Consider the following 15,640-nt stretch of genomic DNA (forward strand, 5'->3'; position numbering starts at 1 on the left):
TAAGTAAATATTAAAATAACCATATATTAGAATGAAGATCAATATTATCAACAAATCAGGACTGGCATTGCCTCAATATGAAACGGCTCACGCTGCGGGTATGGACATGAGAGCTTTTACACCGGAAGAAATTGTGATTAAACCTTTACAGCGTATTCTTGTCCCTACAGGATTGCATATTGAATTGCCGGTTGGATACGAGGCACAGATCCGTCCGCGTAGCGGGCTGGCCTATAAACATGGAATTAGTATTGTCAATTCTCCCGGAACGATAGATGCCGATTACCGCGGCGAGATCAAGGTATTACTGGTGAACCTGTCGGATACGGATTTCGTAGTGAACAATGGCGACAGGATTGCACAGATGGTGATTGCAAAACACGAAACAGTAAGCTGGGAAAGTGTTGAAGAACTGAGTGATACCGCACGTGGCGAAGGAGGTTACGGACATACAGGTAAATAAAAAAGAAATGAACAGAATTGTTGTTTTATGCTGTATATTACTGACAGGGACGCATGCTGCAGGCCAGCGCTCAGCAATCTCTGTGCGGGACAGTGCAGTCATTAAACAACTTTTCTTTGAAGGGCTGCAGGATAAGCTGAATGAGAATTACGCAAAAAGTAATGAAAGTTTCAGCAGGATTACGGCCATTGATGCAGGAAACGCTGCCGCCTGGTATGAAATAGCGCTGCTGAACTTCAGGCAGAATAAAATGACCGAAGCAGAGATGGCTATCAAAACTGCAGTGAACCTCGAACAGGACAATCTCTGGTACTGGAAACTGCTGGCCGAACTCTACAAGACTACCGGTAACATGAATCAGCTCATCCCGGTATTTGATCAGCTGATCCGCCTTTCGCCGGAGCAGAGGAACTTCTATTTTGACAAAGCCAATGCGCTGTCGATAGCCGGTAAAAAAGCGGAGGCACTGGCGGCGTTTGACCTGCTGGAGAAGAAATTCGGTCCTTCGGCATCGCTCGACAGGGCAAAAAGAAGGGTGACGGCAGACCAGCAGCCGGCCGACTCGATGTCGCTCGCCACGCTGTACGTAAGCCAGAAAAACTTTCCTGCTGCTGCCCGCATCCTCAAAAATATTGAATCCGCACATACCGCAGACCCGCTGTACTTTGCCCTTTCGGGTGATATCCTGTATGAGAACGGAAACCTGCCCGGAGCACTCCGTAGTTATAAGAAGGCTTTAAAGATCTCTGATCAGCTCTATGGTGTCTGGGAGAAAGTACTCAACATACAGATCCTGCTGGGCCAGTACCGGCAAATGATTGAAATGGGAGAGGCGGCCCTTTCGGTATACCCCAACCAGGCGATCCTGTATTATTATATGGCTTTCACCCTGCACCGGGAAAACCAGAATGATGCCGCCCTGGGTAATATCAGGACTGCACTTTCGCTGGATGGCGACAACAGGGAACTGCAGGCACTGATTTTTGCATTACAGGCGGAGATCCTGATTGATGAGCGTAAGCCTGATGCTGCAGATGCGGCTTTTGAGAAAGCGATCACGCTTGACCCGCGGAATTACCTGATCATAAACAATTATGCCTATTATCTGGCACTCAGGAACGAAAACCTGAACAAGGCCGTTTCCCTGATTGATATTGCGGCAAAGGCATTGCCAAATGACGCCTCGATTGCTGATACCTATGCGCTGGTCCTGTTCAAAGGCGGGAAATATGCTATTGCCAGAACCTGGATAGAAAAGGCGCTGGGAAACAAGGAAGCAGAAAATAATGTTTACCTGGAGCATTACGGGGATATCCTGTTCCTTCTTGGAGAACAGGACAATGCACTGGTGCAGTGGAAGAAATCGAGAGAGGCAGGCAATGAGTCGGCACTTTTAAAACGAAAAATAGATGAGAAAAAATACTTTAAATAGTCTGCTGATACTTTCCCTGCTGTTTGTTGCTGCGGGGTGTAAAACAAAAAAGACTATTGTTAAGGCACCGCCGGTAGCAGTAACACCTGCCCCTGTTGCCGCTAACAAAAAACTGGAAAACCTGAAGCTGCTAAAGTCTAGGGACCTTCCCTTTACTACGCTTTCCCTGAAAGGAAAGGTAAACCTGGAAATTGACGGGAAAGAAAACGGAGTGTCTGTAAATATCAGGGTGAAAAAGGATGAGATGATCTGGATCAGTATGACTGCAATTGCGGGTATTGAAGTGGCCAGGGCACTGATCACTCCGGACAGTCTGATCGTGAGGAATAATCTGCAGTCTGTAGCGATTAAAAAACCCTTCAGTTATATCTACAAATTTACCAGTAAGCAGGTAACATTTAAAATGTTACAATCTGTGTTATCAGGAAATACGATTGACGACCTGATGAACGAAACTTCGGCACTGGATTTAAATGCCGGTGTTTTCACCCTTTCCGGCAGCAAAACAGACTTGGGCTACCGCGTACTGTTCAATACCCTGATGAAGACTACCGAGTTGAACCTCAACGATGTAAAGGCAGGTCAGGCCCTGAAGGTGGTGTATTCAGATTACCAGGATGTAACCGGGGCGCTGTTCCCGTCCGTCACCCGGATCAACTCTGTTTCAGGAAAGAAAAAAACGAATATTGCTTTTGATTTCTCCAAAATAGACCGCAATGTGCCGCTTGATTTTCCGTTTACTGTTCCTAAAAGGTTTGAGTTAATAAACTAATTTTTTTATACTTTTGATGCAATGAAGCTACACAAATTATTTTTGTTTCTTTTATTCGTTGCCTTTGCATCAACTGCGGTTGCGCAGAGCAGCTCACAGCTAAAGAGAAAAAAGGAAGCTATCCAGCGGGAAATTGAACTTTTACAGCGGAATCTGGACAAGGCCTCCCAAAGTAAAAAGCTTACTTTAAGCGAGATCCGTGCTTTAAGTGCAAAGATCAACCTGATGCAAAATAAGATTACGGTGATCAATTCAGAAATAAAAAATCTGGATAGTGAGATCCATGAAAATACGAATACCGTACATTCACTGCAGGGACAGCTGGCGCAGTTGAAAAAAGAATATGCGGGCATGATCAGGTTTGCACAGCGCAACAGGAATTCATACGATAAGATGATGTTCATCTTTGCTGCGCGTGATTTTAACCAGGCCTATAAAAGGATCAAATACCTGCAGCAATTTGGGCAGTACCGCAAGAAACAGGCAGATTATATCCAGGGGACAGAAAAAAATCTGAACTATAAGATCGTCATCCTGGACAAGAGTTTAAAAGCAAAAAGCAGCTTGCTCCGTGAACAGGAGAGTGAGCAGGATAAACTGGCAAGAAATAAAAAAGAACAGGCCAATGTGCTGAACCAGGTCAGCAGGCAGGAGAAAGAACTTGGACGTGATATTGCCAAAAGAAGAAAACAGCAGGCAGCAGTAGACCGCGCGATCAGGGATGCGATCACCAGGGAAATTGCGATTGCGAGAAAGAAAGCTGAAGATGAAGCAAGGGCTGCTGCGGCAAAAGCAAGGGCTGAGAATAAGGCTGCTCCCGTGGAACGGGCAAAAACCAACAGCAATTACCTGACTGCCACACCTGAGGCAGCGAGACTGTCTGCCGGATTTGAAAACAACAGAGGCCGTTTACCATGGCCTGTAGGACAGGGCTCCATTACCGAGAACTTTGGAAGGCATACCGAAGGGGAAGCCAGTTACACTAATGACGGGGTAAATATTCTGACGAGCGATGGGGCAGCTGTAAGAGCTGTGTTTGGTGGAGAGGTACTGTTTGTGAGGATGATACAGGGAATATATGTTGTGGCCATCCGTCATGGTGATTACTTTACGATCTACCAGAATTTAAAGTCTTCTTCGGTAGCGAAGGGAGATAAGGTGGAGACCCGCCAGACGATTGGAAGCGTTGCAACAACATCGGACGGACCGTTATTGCATTTTGAAATCATGAGGGGACAGGCTAAACTGAATCCTGAAGCATGGATAGCAAAATAAATAATTGGTTTTAAAATGTTTATATTTGTTAATAAGTTATAAAATTGTTGATATGGATGCAGGAGTATTATTAGAGTTTTTAAATATGGGTGGGGGAGAGATCATGCTGATCCTGGCTGTAGTTTTGCTTTTATTCGGTGGAAAAAAACTGCCTGAACTGGCAAGAGGCCTCGGAAAAGGAATCAGGGATTTCAAAGATGCCTCTGAAGGTGTCAAGAGAGAGATCCACCGTAATATCAATGCTATAGATATAGACGAAGACCTGAACGCACAAAACGAAAAATATGACCAGTCTTCGAAATCAGCTGTTGAGACTTTAGAAGAACAAATGTACCCTAAAGTACCAGGAACTGAGCCCATCAACCTGACTAAAGCAGTTACCCCTGTACATCAGGAGCTGGCAGTGATTCCTGGAGAAAGCCCGGAAACGGTACTTCCGGAGCCGCCGGTAGCAGCACCTGCAGCAGAATCTTCAGAACCAGCTGTGACCGTATCTTCGGAAACTGCTTCAACATTGCCTTCAGAAACAGAAAAAAATAAAATTTAATTCAACGACCATGTCAAACACAATAGCCGCCGCCTTGGGCACACCAGAGATCATTATTATTTTAGTAGTTGTTCTTTTGCTTTTTGGCGGTAAAAAAATTCCTGAACTCATGCGCGGACTGGGTAAAGGCATGAAAGAATTTAAAGATGGTAAAGATGGGGCGGATAACGATCCGGTTGAACCTAACCGTACCAATACCAACAAACCTCTGTAGGTTTAAATTTGAATTCCTAAACCTTTAATTATTGCCCGATAGTTTGAAGAAGTATACATCTTTATCAGAGATACAAGCGCTTATTGATCAAAAAAAGCTTGTTCTGCCTGATCTGCTTGACCATTATTTTACACAGATAGAAACCCATAAAGACCTCAATGCATTCAACGAGGTTTTTTTTGATTCTGCAAAAAAACAGGCGCAGGAAGTACAGGAAAAGATTAATCAGGGGACCGCAGGTAAACTTGCAGGTATGGTCATCGGTATAAAGGACAACATCCTCTATAAGGACCATTCAACCACAGCATCTTCGAAAATGCTGGAAGGGTTTATCTCTCCCTATTCTTCTACGGTAGCCGAACGCCTCATCGCGGAGGATGCCATTATTATCGGCAGATTAAATTGTGATGAATTTGCAATGGGAGGCTCCAATGAGACCTCTTATTACGGCCCCGTGAAAAATGCGGCCGACCCTGAAAGGGTTGCCGGTGGTTCTTCCGGCGGTTCTGCAGTGGCGGTACAGGCCGATCTGTGCCTTTCTGCCCTGGGAACGGATACCGGCGGATCCGTAAGACAGCCAGCTGCCTTTTGTGGATGTTTCGGGTTCAAACCTACCTATGGCCGTATTTCAAGATATGGGGTAATCGCTTATGCTTCATCCTTTGATCAGGTAGGTACGCTGACCTCTTCGGTAACTGATGCTGCGTTGTTACTGGAAGTATTGGCCGGTGCGGACACGCATGACAGTACTGTATCCCGACTGCCGGTTCCGGATTATGTTTCCCGGCTGTCAGATACCGGTAAAAAGAAAATTGCCGTACTGAAAGAAACGCTGGAGAGCGAAGCGCTTGATGCGGATATCAAAGGGGCTATCCTGACGGCTATTGATGAGTTTAAAGCACAGGGACATACTGTTGAGTACGTCTCATTCGATCTGCTCGACTATTTGGTACCAGCCTATTATGTGCTGACCGCTGCTGAGGCTTCTTCCAACCTTTCAAGATATGACGGCGTACATTACGGATACCGTAACCTGCAGGCTGAAAACCTAAACAGTTTATATAAAAAATCAAGGGCCGAAGGTTTTGGTGATGAAGTAAAAAGAAGGATCATGCTGGGCACCTTTGTGTTGAGCGCCGGATATTATGATGCCTATTACCAGAAAGCACAACGTGTAAGACGACTGATCAGGGACAGGATTGAAGTGCTTTTTGAAAGTTATGATGTGATTCTGACGCCTGTTGCACCTACTCCTGCCTTTAAAATAGGCGAAAATATGCAGGACCCGCTGGTGATGTATATGGCCGATATTTTTACTGTCCTGGCTTCTCTATCAGGAATTCCGGCAATTGCGGTTCCCCTGGGCAATAATCCGGAGGGTTTACCGTTAAGTCTACAGTTAATGGCGAAACATTTTGAAGAAGATGTTTTACTTTCTTTAGCAGAGAGTTTTAGCACCCCAAAACGCTTATGAGAAGAAAATTACTTTTAGTATCTTTCTGTTTGTGCATAATGATTGCTTTCAGCGGCTACGCACAGGAAAAAATAAACAGACTTGATTCTATTTCCCCGATCAGCTTTCTTTCTACAACTTATACAGGTGATACTACAGCAGTTCCGCTGGTACTGGAGAATCCTTTATTTTATAATTACAATTTTACCTATAAGAAACGCCTCGATTCCATTCAGAGGGAAATTCCGCTGAGTTACAATGAGGCCGTACAACGTTATATCGATGTATATGCCGGCAGAAAAGAGATGATGGGTAAAATGCTGGGGCTTTCAGAGTATTATTTTCCAATCTTTGAAAATGCGCTTAAAGCTTTTAACGTGCCTCAGGAGCTGAAATATCTGCCTATCATAGAGTCTTCCATGAATTCTCATGCGATCTCAAGGGTAGGCGCTACAGGTTTGTGGCAGTTCATGTTTTCTACCGCTAGAGGTTATGGTTTAAACATGGATAACTTTGTGGATGAGCGGAAAGACCCGATACAGGCGAGTTATGCTGCTGCAAAATATTTCAAAGATGCTTATGCGGAGCTGGGCGACTGGCTGCTGGCCATTGCTGCTTACAATTGCGGAACAGGCAATGTGAACCGCGCGATAGCAAAAGCGAACTCCAGGGATTTCTGGGCCATCAGACCATTCTTGCCATTGGAGACACGCAATTATGTGCCCGCTTTTATTGCGGCTATTTATGTAATGAACTGCCCCGATAAACATCAGATCAAATCACAGAAATCACTTTTTGCCATTAAAACGGATACGGTACAGGTAAGCCGCTTTGTTTCCCTGACCGAACTGGCACAAGCCATGTCTATGGAAGAGGAAGACCTATGTACGTTAAACCCTTCCTATAAGAAAAAGATAGTTAACGGTTCTACCGAACTACCCAAACGTATTATTATGCCCAGGGTGAGCCTTGCAAGTTTTGCCAGCATCTATGAAGTGCTGAACGACCATACCGTGGACATGAGTATGCAGGTGGTACAGGCATCGAACGATGACAGAAGGCTGCATAAAAAACACAGGGAATCTGCAGAAGAAAAACCTGCGGTATCCTGGCATAAAGTTAGCGCGGGACAAAACCTGAGCACTATTGCCGATGAATATCATGTAGAAGTACAGGATATTAAAGTGTGGAATAAGCTGAAAGGAAATAATCTTGTTCCCGGCCAGAAATTAATCGTCTCAAAAAACTCAGGCATCTCTAAACGCGCTGAAACACGTTCAGGAAAAAAGTATATCTCTTACAGGGAGAAGACTGGTACTACCAGGTCTTCAGGCAGGTTATAAGGCCTGCTGTTCTTTTTGTTCATTCCTGAACTTCCCTTTTTTTTGCTTAAATATAATCTCATATTCGTGTGGGCATCGGCACAATTGTGCCTTGCCTGAATTGATGTATGTAAATTTAATATACATTAAAGAATTAATTAACCAATTTCTATTAACTTTGAATAAAAAATCGGGATGATGTAGGCTTTATGCAAAAAAACGCTCCTAATATTATACATTCAGTCCATAGATGTTTAGGATAAAGAAAGTTGTTCAGGTAATTTCGGTGTTACAATTCATGATTAAATGATAAATTCCTTTAGTAGCTTAGCAGGGAATAAAATCTTTTTTGAATTAAATAGAAAAATATGTACGATTATATTGATGGCAGGCTGACGTTTAAATGCCCTGCTTATGTTGTGGTTGAAACTGGTGGTATAGGATACCATGTGAATATCTCATTAAATACATATAGCGCTTTAGGTGCCGGTGAACAGTGTAAAATTTACGTTTGGCTACACGTAAAAGAGGATGCGCATACGCTTTACGGATTTATAGATGAAGGCGAGCGCCGCTTATTCCTGCACCTCATTTCAGTTTCCGGAATTGGACCCAATACAGGCAGGATGATGCTCTCGTCAATTACCCCAGCTGAAATTCAAACCGCCATTGTAAATGCAGACCTGCCCCTGATACAGCGTATCAAAGGAATCGGTGTGAAGTCTGCACAGAGGCTTGTGTTAGAACTTCAGGATAAGCTGAAAAAGGAAGGAACAGGATCACTGATCGCTGCACCGTTAAACCATACCGTAAGGGAGGAAGCGCTATCAGCCTTAATGATGCTTGGTTTTTCAAAATTACCGGCAGAGAAATCAATAGACAGTGCAATAAAAAATGGTGGTACAGATCTGACAGTTGAACAGATGATTAAAATAGCTTTAAAGAATTTATAACTTTTTTTGCCTTTGAGAAATACCTTTACTTTAGTCGTTTTCCTGGTTTTTTCTTTCTGCGGGTTACACGTTTTCTCACAGGTGAGACGCGTGGCACCTGCTCAGGATACCACCAGAAATACCTTTAGCTTAAGGGAGAAGCAGCGTTTGGGTATAAGGCAGCCCTATAATTCTTTTGCACCCCTTCCGGATAACATGAAAAGGGAAGTGGAATATGATGCAGTAAATAAACGGTATATCATCAGGGAGCGTGTGGGCGGCAGGATACTTGGCCCGCCACAATACCTGACCATCGAACAGTACCAGCGCCTGGTGAACAGCGAGATCAAACGCAGCAACTGGCGCGATATCTCCAATGCCGAAGCTGAGGAGATCAGGGAAACAGGCATCATCCCAAGCCTTACGATTGAAAATAAATCCTTTGAACGGATATTTGGCGGAAACCAGATCAATATCCAGCCCAGGGGAGAAGCTGAACTTACCTTCCTGGGCAGGATCAATAAAAATGAAAATCCATTATTCAACGAGCGCCAGCGGGTACAGAGCAATTTCGATTTTAACCAGCGCATCCAGATGGATGTGGTGGGTAATATCGGGACAAAGCTAAAGCTGAACCTGAACTACAACACGGAAGCCCAGTTTGATTTTGAGAATCAGATCAAGCTGGACTATACCGGAGGAGAAGATGACATCATCAAAAAGATAGAGGCAGGTAATGTGAGTATGCCACTGAGCACCTCGCTCATTTCAGGTACCCAGGCTTTGTTTGGAATAAAAACGCAGCTGCAGTTTGGAAAGCTAAACGTGACCTCCGTTTTCTCACAGCAGAAATCGCAATCGAGGGAGCTGAAGATCAGCAATGGCGCGCAGCAAAATGAGTTCAGGCTGGGGGCAGACAATTATGAAGCGAATAAACACTACTTTCTGGCCAGATTTTTCAGGGACAATTACAATAAGTCGCTCTCTAACCCACCAACCGTCCTTTCAGGGATAAACATTACCAAGATAGAAGTATGGATCACCAATAAAACAGGAAACACCCAGGATTCCAGAGATGTGCTCGGCTTTATCGACCTGGGAGAAAACCAGCCTTATAACACAGGCCAGGTTGTCGGGGGAGCAGGCTTTTCCGCACTTCCTTCAGGATTTGTACTGCAGGGCAGCAGACAGTCGAACGACCTGTTAACCAAACTACCCGCTGGTGCAAGGCTGACCAACTCCAACGATATTATCTCTTTTTTCCAGACAAACGGGGGCACGGACAACTTTGGCAAGATGACCTACGCCCGTAAGCTGTCTGATAAGGAATATACGCTGCACACTCAGCTGGGTTACATCTCTCTAAACAATGCATTAAATGCGGATGAAATACTGGCCGTAGTATTCAGGTATACCTTTAACGGAGTGGAATACCAGGTCGGAGAGTTCTCTACCGATGTGAGTTTTGACCAGGCGACACCAAAAGTATTGTATGCCAAGTTACTGAAGAATGAAACTACAAAAACTAACCTTCCTACCTGGGACCTGATGATGAAAAACATCTATTCCATAGGCGGTTACCAAATCAGCCCGCAGAATTTCAAACTGGATATTTTCCGCCTCGACAATGATTCGGGTATTGAACGCCCGGTGATGTCTGAAGGGATAAACACCAGCAACAAACTCTGGATCAACCTGACCGGTCTGGACAGGCTGAACCAGCAGAACGAGCGTAAACCCGACGGGGCATTCGACTTTGCAGCGGAGGATAAACCTTTTGCCAGTACCGCCAGTGCTTCCACTGCCACATCCGTAGGAAATGTAAGTTCTGCCACTACCACCAACGGGCTTTCTTCTTTCATCGCCAATACCCATGCAGGTTATGTTACCATTGACCCGCTGAACGGAAGGGTGATCTTTCCCGTGATCGAACCTTTTGGTAAAGACCTGGCCGCTCAGTTTAGTCCGGGGGAGCAGAACCTGATAGACAAATACACTTTTACAGCGTTATACGATTCTACGAAAGTAGTAGCGCAACAACTGTTCACCAGGCAAAACAGGTATATCATTAAAGGCGCATTTCAATCGGAGGTAGCCTCTGAATTCAGCCTCAATTCGATCAACGTACCTGAAGGATCTGTAAAAGTGTTTTCGGGAACCATTCCTTTACAGGAAGGGGTAGATTTTACCGTAGACTATCAGGGAGGAAGGGTAAAGATCATCAATAGCGGCTTACTGCTTTCTGGACAGCCAATCAGGATCACGACAGAGAACAGCGAGCTTTTTGGCCTGCAGCAGCGTTCGCTTTTCGGAACGCGGCTAGACTACCGGGTGAGCAATAAGCTGAATATCGGGGGAACGTACCTGAACCTCTCGGAGAAACCGCTGACGCCTAAGGTAAACCTTACGGAAGAGCCTATTAACAACAGCATCTACGGACTGGACCTGAACTATAGTTCCTCGTCCAGGTTTTTAACAAAAATGGTAGACCGCCTGCCGTTCATCTCTACTAAAGCCCCATCCAAATTCAGCTTCTCGGGGGAGTTTGCAAAACTCGCTCCCGGGCATCCCGGCGCGCTGAACAGCGAGGGGGATAAGGGCGGTGTGAGTTACCTCGATGATTTCGAGGCCACCCGCTCGGTGATAGACCTGAAAAGTGCAATTGCCTGGCAGCTGTCCGGCACACCGCAGCTCTTCCAGGAGTCACAGCTGATCGATAACCTCGCCTATGGATACAACAGGGCCAAGATGGCTTTCTACAATATTGACCCTACATTTTACAATAGTTCAGGCAGCAATATTCCCGCAAACCTGAGAAATAACAGGACAGAATTATCCAACCACTATGTGCGGGAGGTGATAGAACAGGAGGTGTTTCCATTTAAAGAGATTCCTGCCGGGCAAACCGTATCATTACCCACTTTGAACGTTGCTTTTTATCCTACCAGAAGGGGGCCGTACAATTATGCCACAACGGGTTTCGGTGCCAATGGCGACCTGCAGAACCCAAGATCGCGCTGGGGAGGAATCTTCAGAAGGATTGAAACGAATGATTTTCAGGCATTGAATATTGAATATATCGAGTTGTGGGTAATGGACCCCAATATCTATAAACCAAACGCACTGGGAGGAGACCTCTATTTTAACATCGGGAACCTCTCCGAAGATATCCTCAAAGACGGAAGAAAGTCCCTGGAAAATGGCTTGCCCCCTGACGGAGACCCATCGAAATATGATGTGACGAACTGGGGAAGGGTACCTAAACTGCAGCCTGTTGTGCAGGCCTTCGACAATGATCCGGCCGCCCGTAAGGCACAGGATGTAGGTTTGGACGGCCTCTCGAGCGCCGATGAAAAAACGAAATTTGCGGCCGCTGTCACACAAATCAAAACGCAGTTAAATCCTGCTGCAGCTGCAGAGATAGACAATGACCCGAGTTCTGATAATTATACCTATTACAGGGGAAATGCACTGGACCAGGCCAATGCCGGAATCCTGCAGCGCTATGAAAATTACAACGGCCCTGAGGGGAACTCGAAAACTGCACAGCAATCTTCCGAAGAGCTGGGGATCGACAATTCGGCTTCTACCTCCCTGCCTGATGCCGAGGATGTGAACAGAGATAACAACATGACCCAGAGTGACGAGTACTTCCAGTATAAGGTATCGATGCGCAAGGGCGACCTGGAGGTAGGGAAGAACTATGTAACCGATGCTGTTACCTCGCAGGTGAAACTGGCCAATGGGCAGACACAGCCGGTAACCTGGTACCAGATCCGTATCCCGCTGGCAGATTATGAACAGAAGGTGGGAAATATCCAGGACTTTAAATCAATCCGTTTCTTCAGGATGTTCCTGACCAACTTCGCGGATACCACCGTCCTCAGGTTTGCAAAGATCCAGCTGGTAAGGGGAGATTGGAGAAAGTATAACGACCAGAACGAAAGTGCACAGATTATTACCGACCCGGTATTGAATACCGTTACGCCGGACAATTCTACCCTGGACTTGAGTACCGTAAACATAGAAGAGAACGGTAAGCGTGCGCCGATACCTTACGTGATCCCTCCGGGAATTATCAGGGAGCTGGATTACAATAACTATCGTACAGATACCAAGTTAAACGAGCAATCCCTTGCGTTTACGATCAGGAACCTCAGGGACGGTTACGGAAGGGCAACGTTTAAAACCACACTGGCCGACTTCCGGTCGTACAAAAGACTCAAAATGTTTGTCCACCTCGAAGCACTGGGCAACGCGGTAATTAACAACGGCGACCTGAGCGCTTTCATCAGGATCGGTGCGGATAACCAGGATAACTATTATGAATATGCGCAGCCGATGATGGTTACGCCCCCCAATACCAGTAATCCCGATGCAATCTGGCCCGATGCGAATATCCTTGACATAGAACTGAGGATGTTCCAGGACGCGAAGCTGGCAAGGAACAGGGCGAGGGACATCAACGGCGCATTGTGGGATATCAGTAAACCCTATACCTATGTGGTGGATGGCAACAGGACGATCACGATCAAAGGTCAGCCGGATATGGGCCAGGTGAAGGTATACATGCTGGGAGTGAAAAACCTGCTGAAGAATGCAGCTTCCCCGGGAACGGATGACGGCCTGGAGAAAAGCGCACAGCTCTGGTTCAATGAGCTGAGGCTGACAGAATTTGATGAACGCGGCGGATGGGCCGCAGCAGCGAGGATCAATGCGCAACTGGCCGATTTTGCTGAAGTGAATGTCTCGGGAAGTAAAACTACGATAGGTTTCGGATCACTGGACAGCAGGGTGAGTGAAAGGAACAGGGACGACAATGTCTTTTTCGATATTTCCTCCAATCTACAGCTGGGCAAGTTCTTTCCGCAGAAATCCGGACTGAAGGTGCCAATGTATGTGAGCTACTCCAACCAGGTGAGCACGCCACAGTATGATCCGAAGATGCCCGATATAGAGCTGAAACGATCCGTCTCAACGGCAACGAAGGAAGAAAAAAAGGAGATCCTCGATTATTCGCAGGATGTGACAACGCGCAACAGCATCAACTTTACCAATGTTCACAAAGAGCGTACGGATCCGTCAAAGAAACCGAAGCTGTGGGATGTGGAGAACCTGAGTGCCAGTTACTCTTTCACCAAATTCCTCCACCACGATTTCATCAACCAGAATACGGTGCAGAAAACTACGTTTGCATCACTGGCCTATAATTATTCAGGACAGTCGAAAAACTACAGGCCCTTTGAAAAGATCATCAAGTCGAACACGCTGGCCCTGCTCAGGGATGTCAACTTCAGCCTGCTCCCGAGTTCTATCAATTTCAGGATAGACGTAAACCGTTTCTATTCGGAAAACAGCCTGAGGAATAATGACCCGACCAACAGCATTCCCATCAATACTACCTATAACAAGAACTTCCTGATCACCCGGGTGTATGCCATTTCATGGAACCTGACGAAATCCGCAACCATCGACTTTGATGCCACCAACTACTCTATAGTGGATGAGCCGGACGGCAAGATCGAAGGATTAAAAAGAGATACGGTATGGCAAAACCTGAAAAATTTAGGGCGCACCACAGATTACAGCCATAACCTGAACATTACCTATAACCTGCCGCTGAACAAGATCCCGGGTATGGACTGGATCAATGTGGCTACGCGGTACGGAACGAATTTTAACTGGCAGACCGAGCCACTGTCCACCCTAAGGGACCCGAATATCAATCTTGGAAATACCATTCAGAATTCAAGAACGATACAACTGAACCCTACGCTGAACTTTACCGGATTGTACAATAAATTTGGTGCATTGAGGAACAGCAGTGATGCAGGGGTACTGAAAGGGCTGCTGACCAGCATCAAGAATATCAATGCGGCCTTTACGCAAACCAAAGGAATTTTTCTGCCGGGATACCTGCCGAAAACCAGTTACTTTGGAATTGATGACCTAACCGGTGCACCCGGACTGGGGTTCGTTTTCGGAAGCCAGAGGGATATCCGTCAGATGGCCATCAACAAGGGCTGGATCACTACCGATACGCTGCAATCTCAGCTGTACATCAATACGCTGAGAGAAGATTTCAGTATTACCAGTGTGCTGGAACCCTTCCGTGATTTCAGGATCACGCTGACGGCGAACAAAAACAGGACGATGAACTACTCTACCAACTTCAGGTACGATAATACCAGTCAGGCTTTCCGCAATCTGAGTCCGTATACAACGGGCGACTATAGTATCTCCTATATCACACTGGGAACTGCATTTTCAGAGAAATCGGGCAGCAAGGTATCTAAACTGTTCAACCAGTTTATGTCAAACCGGACAGTGATCTCCCAGCGTTTGGGTGCGCGGAACGTAAATTCAAGGGGCGTTTCAGATGGTTTTGCGGACGGGTATGACAAGAATTCGCAGGATGTGATCATCTCTGCATTTATGGCTGCCTACGCCGGCAAGGACGCTTCATCGATCAGCTTAAACTCCTTCCCGAAAATTCCATTGCCCAACTGGCGGATCAATTATGGCGGATTAGGAAGGCTCGACTTCATGGCTGAGACCTTTAAGTCGATAGACATCAGGCATTCCTACCGTTCCGTTTATAGTGTGAATGGCTTTAACTCCCTGCAGCGTTATGCCGAAACGGACGGGTATGTGAGCAGCCGGGACGATAACCGGAATTTCCTTCCTTTTTACCAGTATCAGCAAGTCACTATTGCCGAAACCTTCTCCCCGCTGATCGGGATTGATACCCGGTTAAAGAATAATCTGACGGCTAATTTTGAAATAGGCAAAACCAGGTTACTCGGACTGAGTATCTCCAACAGTCAGCTGGCACAGTTAACAGAGAATAACCTGGTCTTTGGCATAGGCTACAGGACTACAAAATTCAGGTTCCCCTTTGGTTTGTTCAAAGAACTGAAAATGGATAACAATATGGACTTTAAGCTGGACCTCGCTGTCAGGGACAACAAAACTGTAATTTACCGGGCCGATGTACTGGAAGCTGAGGTGTCTTCCGGAGCGAAGAATATCACCTACAGGCCAACGGTGGACTATATCCTCAACCAGCGGTTTAATGTCAAATTGTTCTATGATGCGAACCTGACCAAGCCTTATACCTCCCAGACTTACAATACTTCCTTTAGCAACTTCGGCTTTAGTTTGCGTATTACACTGAATTAGCCTTGTTAAAAAGGAGATATTAATTACCTTTGGACCTATACTTATAAA

10 protein-coding genes are annotated in these 15,640 nt (G+C 45.9%); all 10 read left to right on the top strand.

The features are described from left to right. Window positions 1–31 precede the first annotated feature (31 nt). The 10 genes from dut (at window position 32) to sov (ending at window position 15,592) form a co-directional block, all read left to right on the top strand. A complete protein-coding gene (gene dut / locus BLW16_RS12145; protein WP_090556932.1) occupies window positions 32–463 on the top strand; it encodes a dUTP diphosphatase in 432 nt (143 codons plus the stop codon). Window positions 464–470: 7 nt separating this feature from the next. Beyond that, window positions 471–1,895, top strand: coding sequence for a tetratricopeptide repeat protein (locus BLW16_RS12150; RefSeq protein ID WP_139298315.1), 1,425 nt, complete (start codon window positions 471–473; stop codon window positions 1,893–1,895). Next, a complete protein-coding gene (locus BLW16_RS12155; protein WP_090556936.1) occupies window positions 1,873–2,667 on the top strand; it encodes a lipoprotein insertase outer membrane protein LolB1 in 795 nt (264 codons plus the stop codon). Before BLW16_RS12150 ends, BLW16_RS12155 begins: the two co-directional genes overlap by 23 nt. A gap of 21 nt (window positions 2,668–2,688) precedes the next feature. Next, window positions 2,689–3,942, top strand: a complete 1,254-nt coding sequence (locus BLW16_RS12160; protein WP_090556938.1) for a murein hydrolase activator EnvC family protein — start codon at window positions 2,689–2,691, stop codon at window positions 3,940–3,942. A 52-nt stretch (window positions 3,943–3,994) separates the two neighbouring features. Next, window positions 3,995–4,489, top strand: coding sequence for a Sec-independent protein translocase subunit TatA/TatB (locus BLW16_RS12165; protein ID WP_090556941.1), 495 nt, complete (start codon window positions 3,995–3,997; stop codon window positions 4,487–4,489). Window positions 4,490–4,499: 10 nt separating this feature from the next. Continuing rightward, a complete protein-coding gene (gene tatA / locus BLW16_RS12170; protein WP_090556943.1) occupies window positions 4,500–4,703 on the top strand; it encodes a twin-arginine translocase TatA/TatE family subunit in 204 nt (67 codons plus the stop codon). 43 nt (window positions 4,704–4,746) lie between these two features. Continuing rightward, complete coding sequence (gene gatA, locus BLW16_RS12175; RefSeq protein ID WP_090556946.1) at window positions 4,747–6,177, top strand: Asp-tRNA(Asn)/Glu-tRNA(Gln) amidotransferase subunit GatA; 1,431 nt, start codon at window positions 4,747–4,749, stop codon at window positions 6,175–6,177. 38 nt (window positions 6,178–6,215) lie between these two features. Then, a complete protein-coding gene (locus BLW16_RS12180) occupies window positions 6,216–7,499 on the top strand; it encodes a lytic transglycosylase domain-containing protein (RefSeq protein ID WP_245735250.1) in 1,284 nt (427 codons plus the stop codon). Between the two features lie 347 nt (window positions 7,500–7,846). Further along, window positions 7,847–8,431, top strand: coding sequence for a Holliday junction branch migration protein RuvA (gene ruvA, locus BLW16_RS12185; RefSeq protein ID WP_090556950.1), 585 nt, complete (start codon window positions 7,847–7,849; stop codon window positions 8,429–8,431). Between the two features lie 12 nt (window positions 8,432–8,443). Next, window positions 8,444–15,592 (top strand): T9SS outer membrane translocon Sov/SprA, encoded by a 7,149-nt coding sequence (gene sov / locus BLW16_RS12190; RefSeq protein ID WP_317039962.1) that lies wholly within the window; start codon window positions 8,444–8,446, stop codon window positions 15,590–15,592. The last annotated feature ends 48 nt before the right edge of the window (window positions 15,593–15,640 follow it).

This window comes from Pedobacter hartonius (assembly GCF_900107535.1).
GTDB lineage: Bacteria > Bacteroidota > Bacteroidia > Sphingobacteriales > Sphingobacteriaceae > Pedobacter > Pedobacter hartonius.

Excerpts from the sequence above, each read along its gene's own strand:
- BLW16_RS12155 (WP_090556936.1), top strand. The coding sequence starts at position 1,873 with ATGAGAAAAAATACTTTAAATAGTCTGCTGATACTTTCCCTGCTGTTT.
- BLW16_RS12180 (WP_245735250.1), top strand. The coding sequence starts at position 6,216 with ATGATTGCTTTCAGCGGCTACGCACAGGAAAAAATAAACAGACTTGAT.
- ruvA (WP_090556950.1), top strand. The coding sequence starts at position 7,847 with ATGTACGATTATATTGATGGCAGGCTGACGTTTAAATGCCCTGCTTAT.
- BLW16_RS12165 (WP_090556941.1), top strand. The coding sequence starts at position 3,995 with ATGGATGCAGGAGTATTATTAGAGTTTTTAAATATGGGTGGGGGAGAG.
- tatA (WP_090556943.1), top strand. The coding sequence starts at position 4,500 with ATGTCAAACACAATAGCCGCCGCCTTGGGCACACCAGAGATCATTATT.
- BLW16_RS12160 (WP_090556938.1), top strand. The coding sequence starts at position 2,689 with ATGAAGCTACACAAATTATTTTTGTTTCTTTTATTCGTTGCCTTTGCA.
- BLW16_RS12150 (WP_139298315.1), top strand. The coding sequence starts at position 471 with ATGAACAGAATTGTTGTTTTATGCTGTATATTACTGACAGGGACGCAT.
- dut (WP_090556932.1), top strand. The coding sequence starts at position 32 with ATGAAGATCAATATTATCAACAAATCAGGACTGGCATTGCCTCAATAT.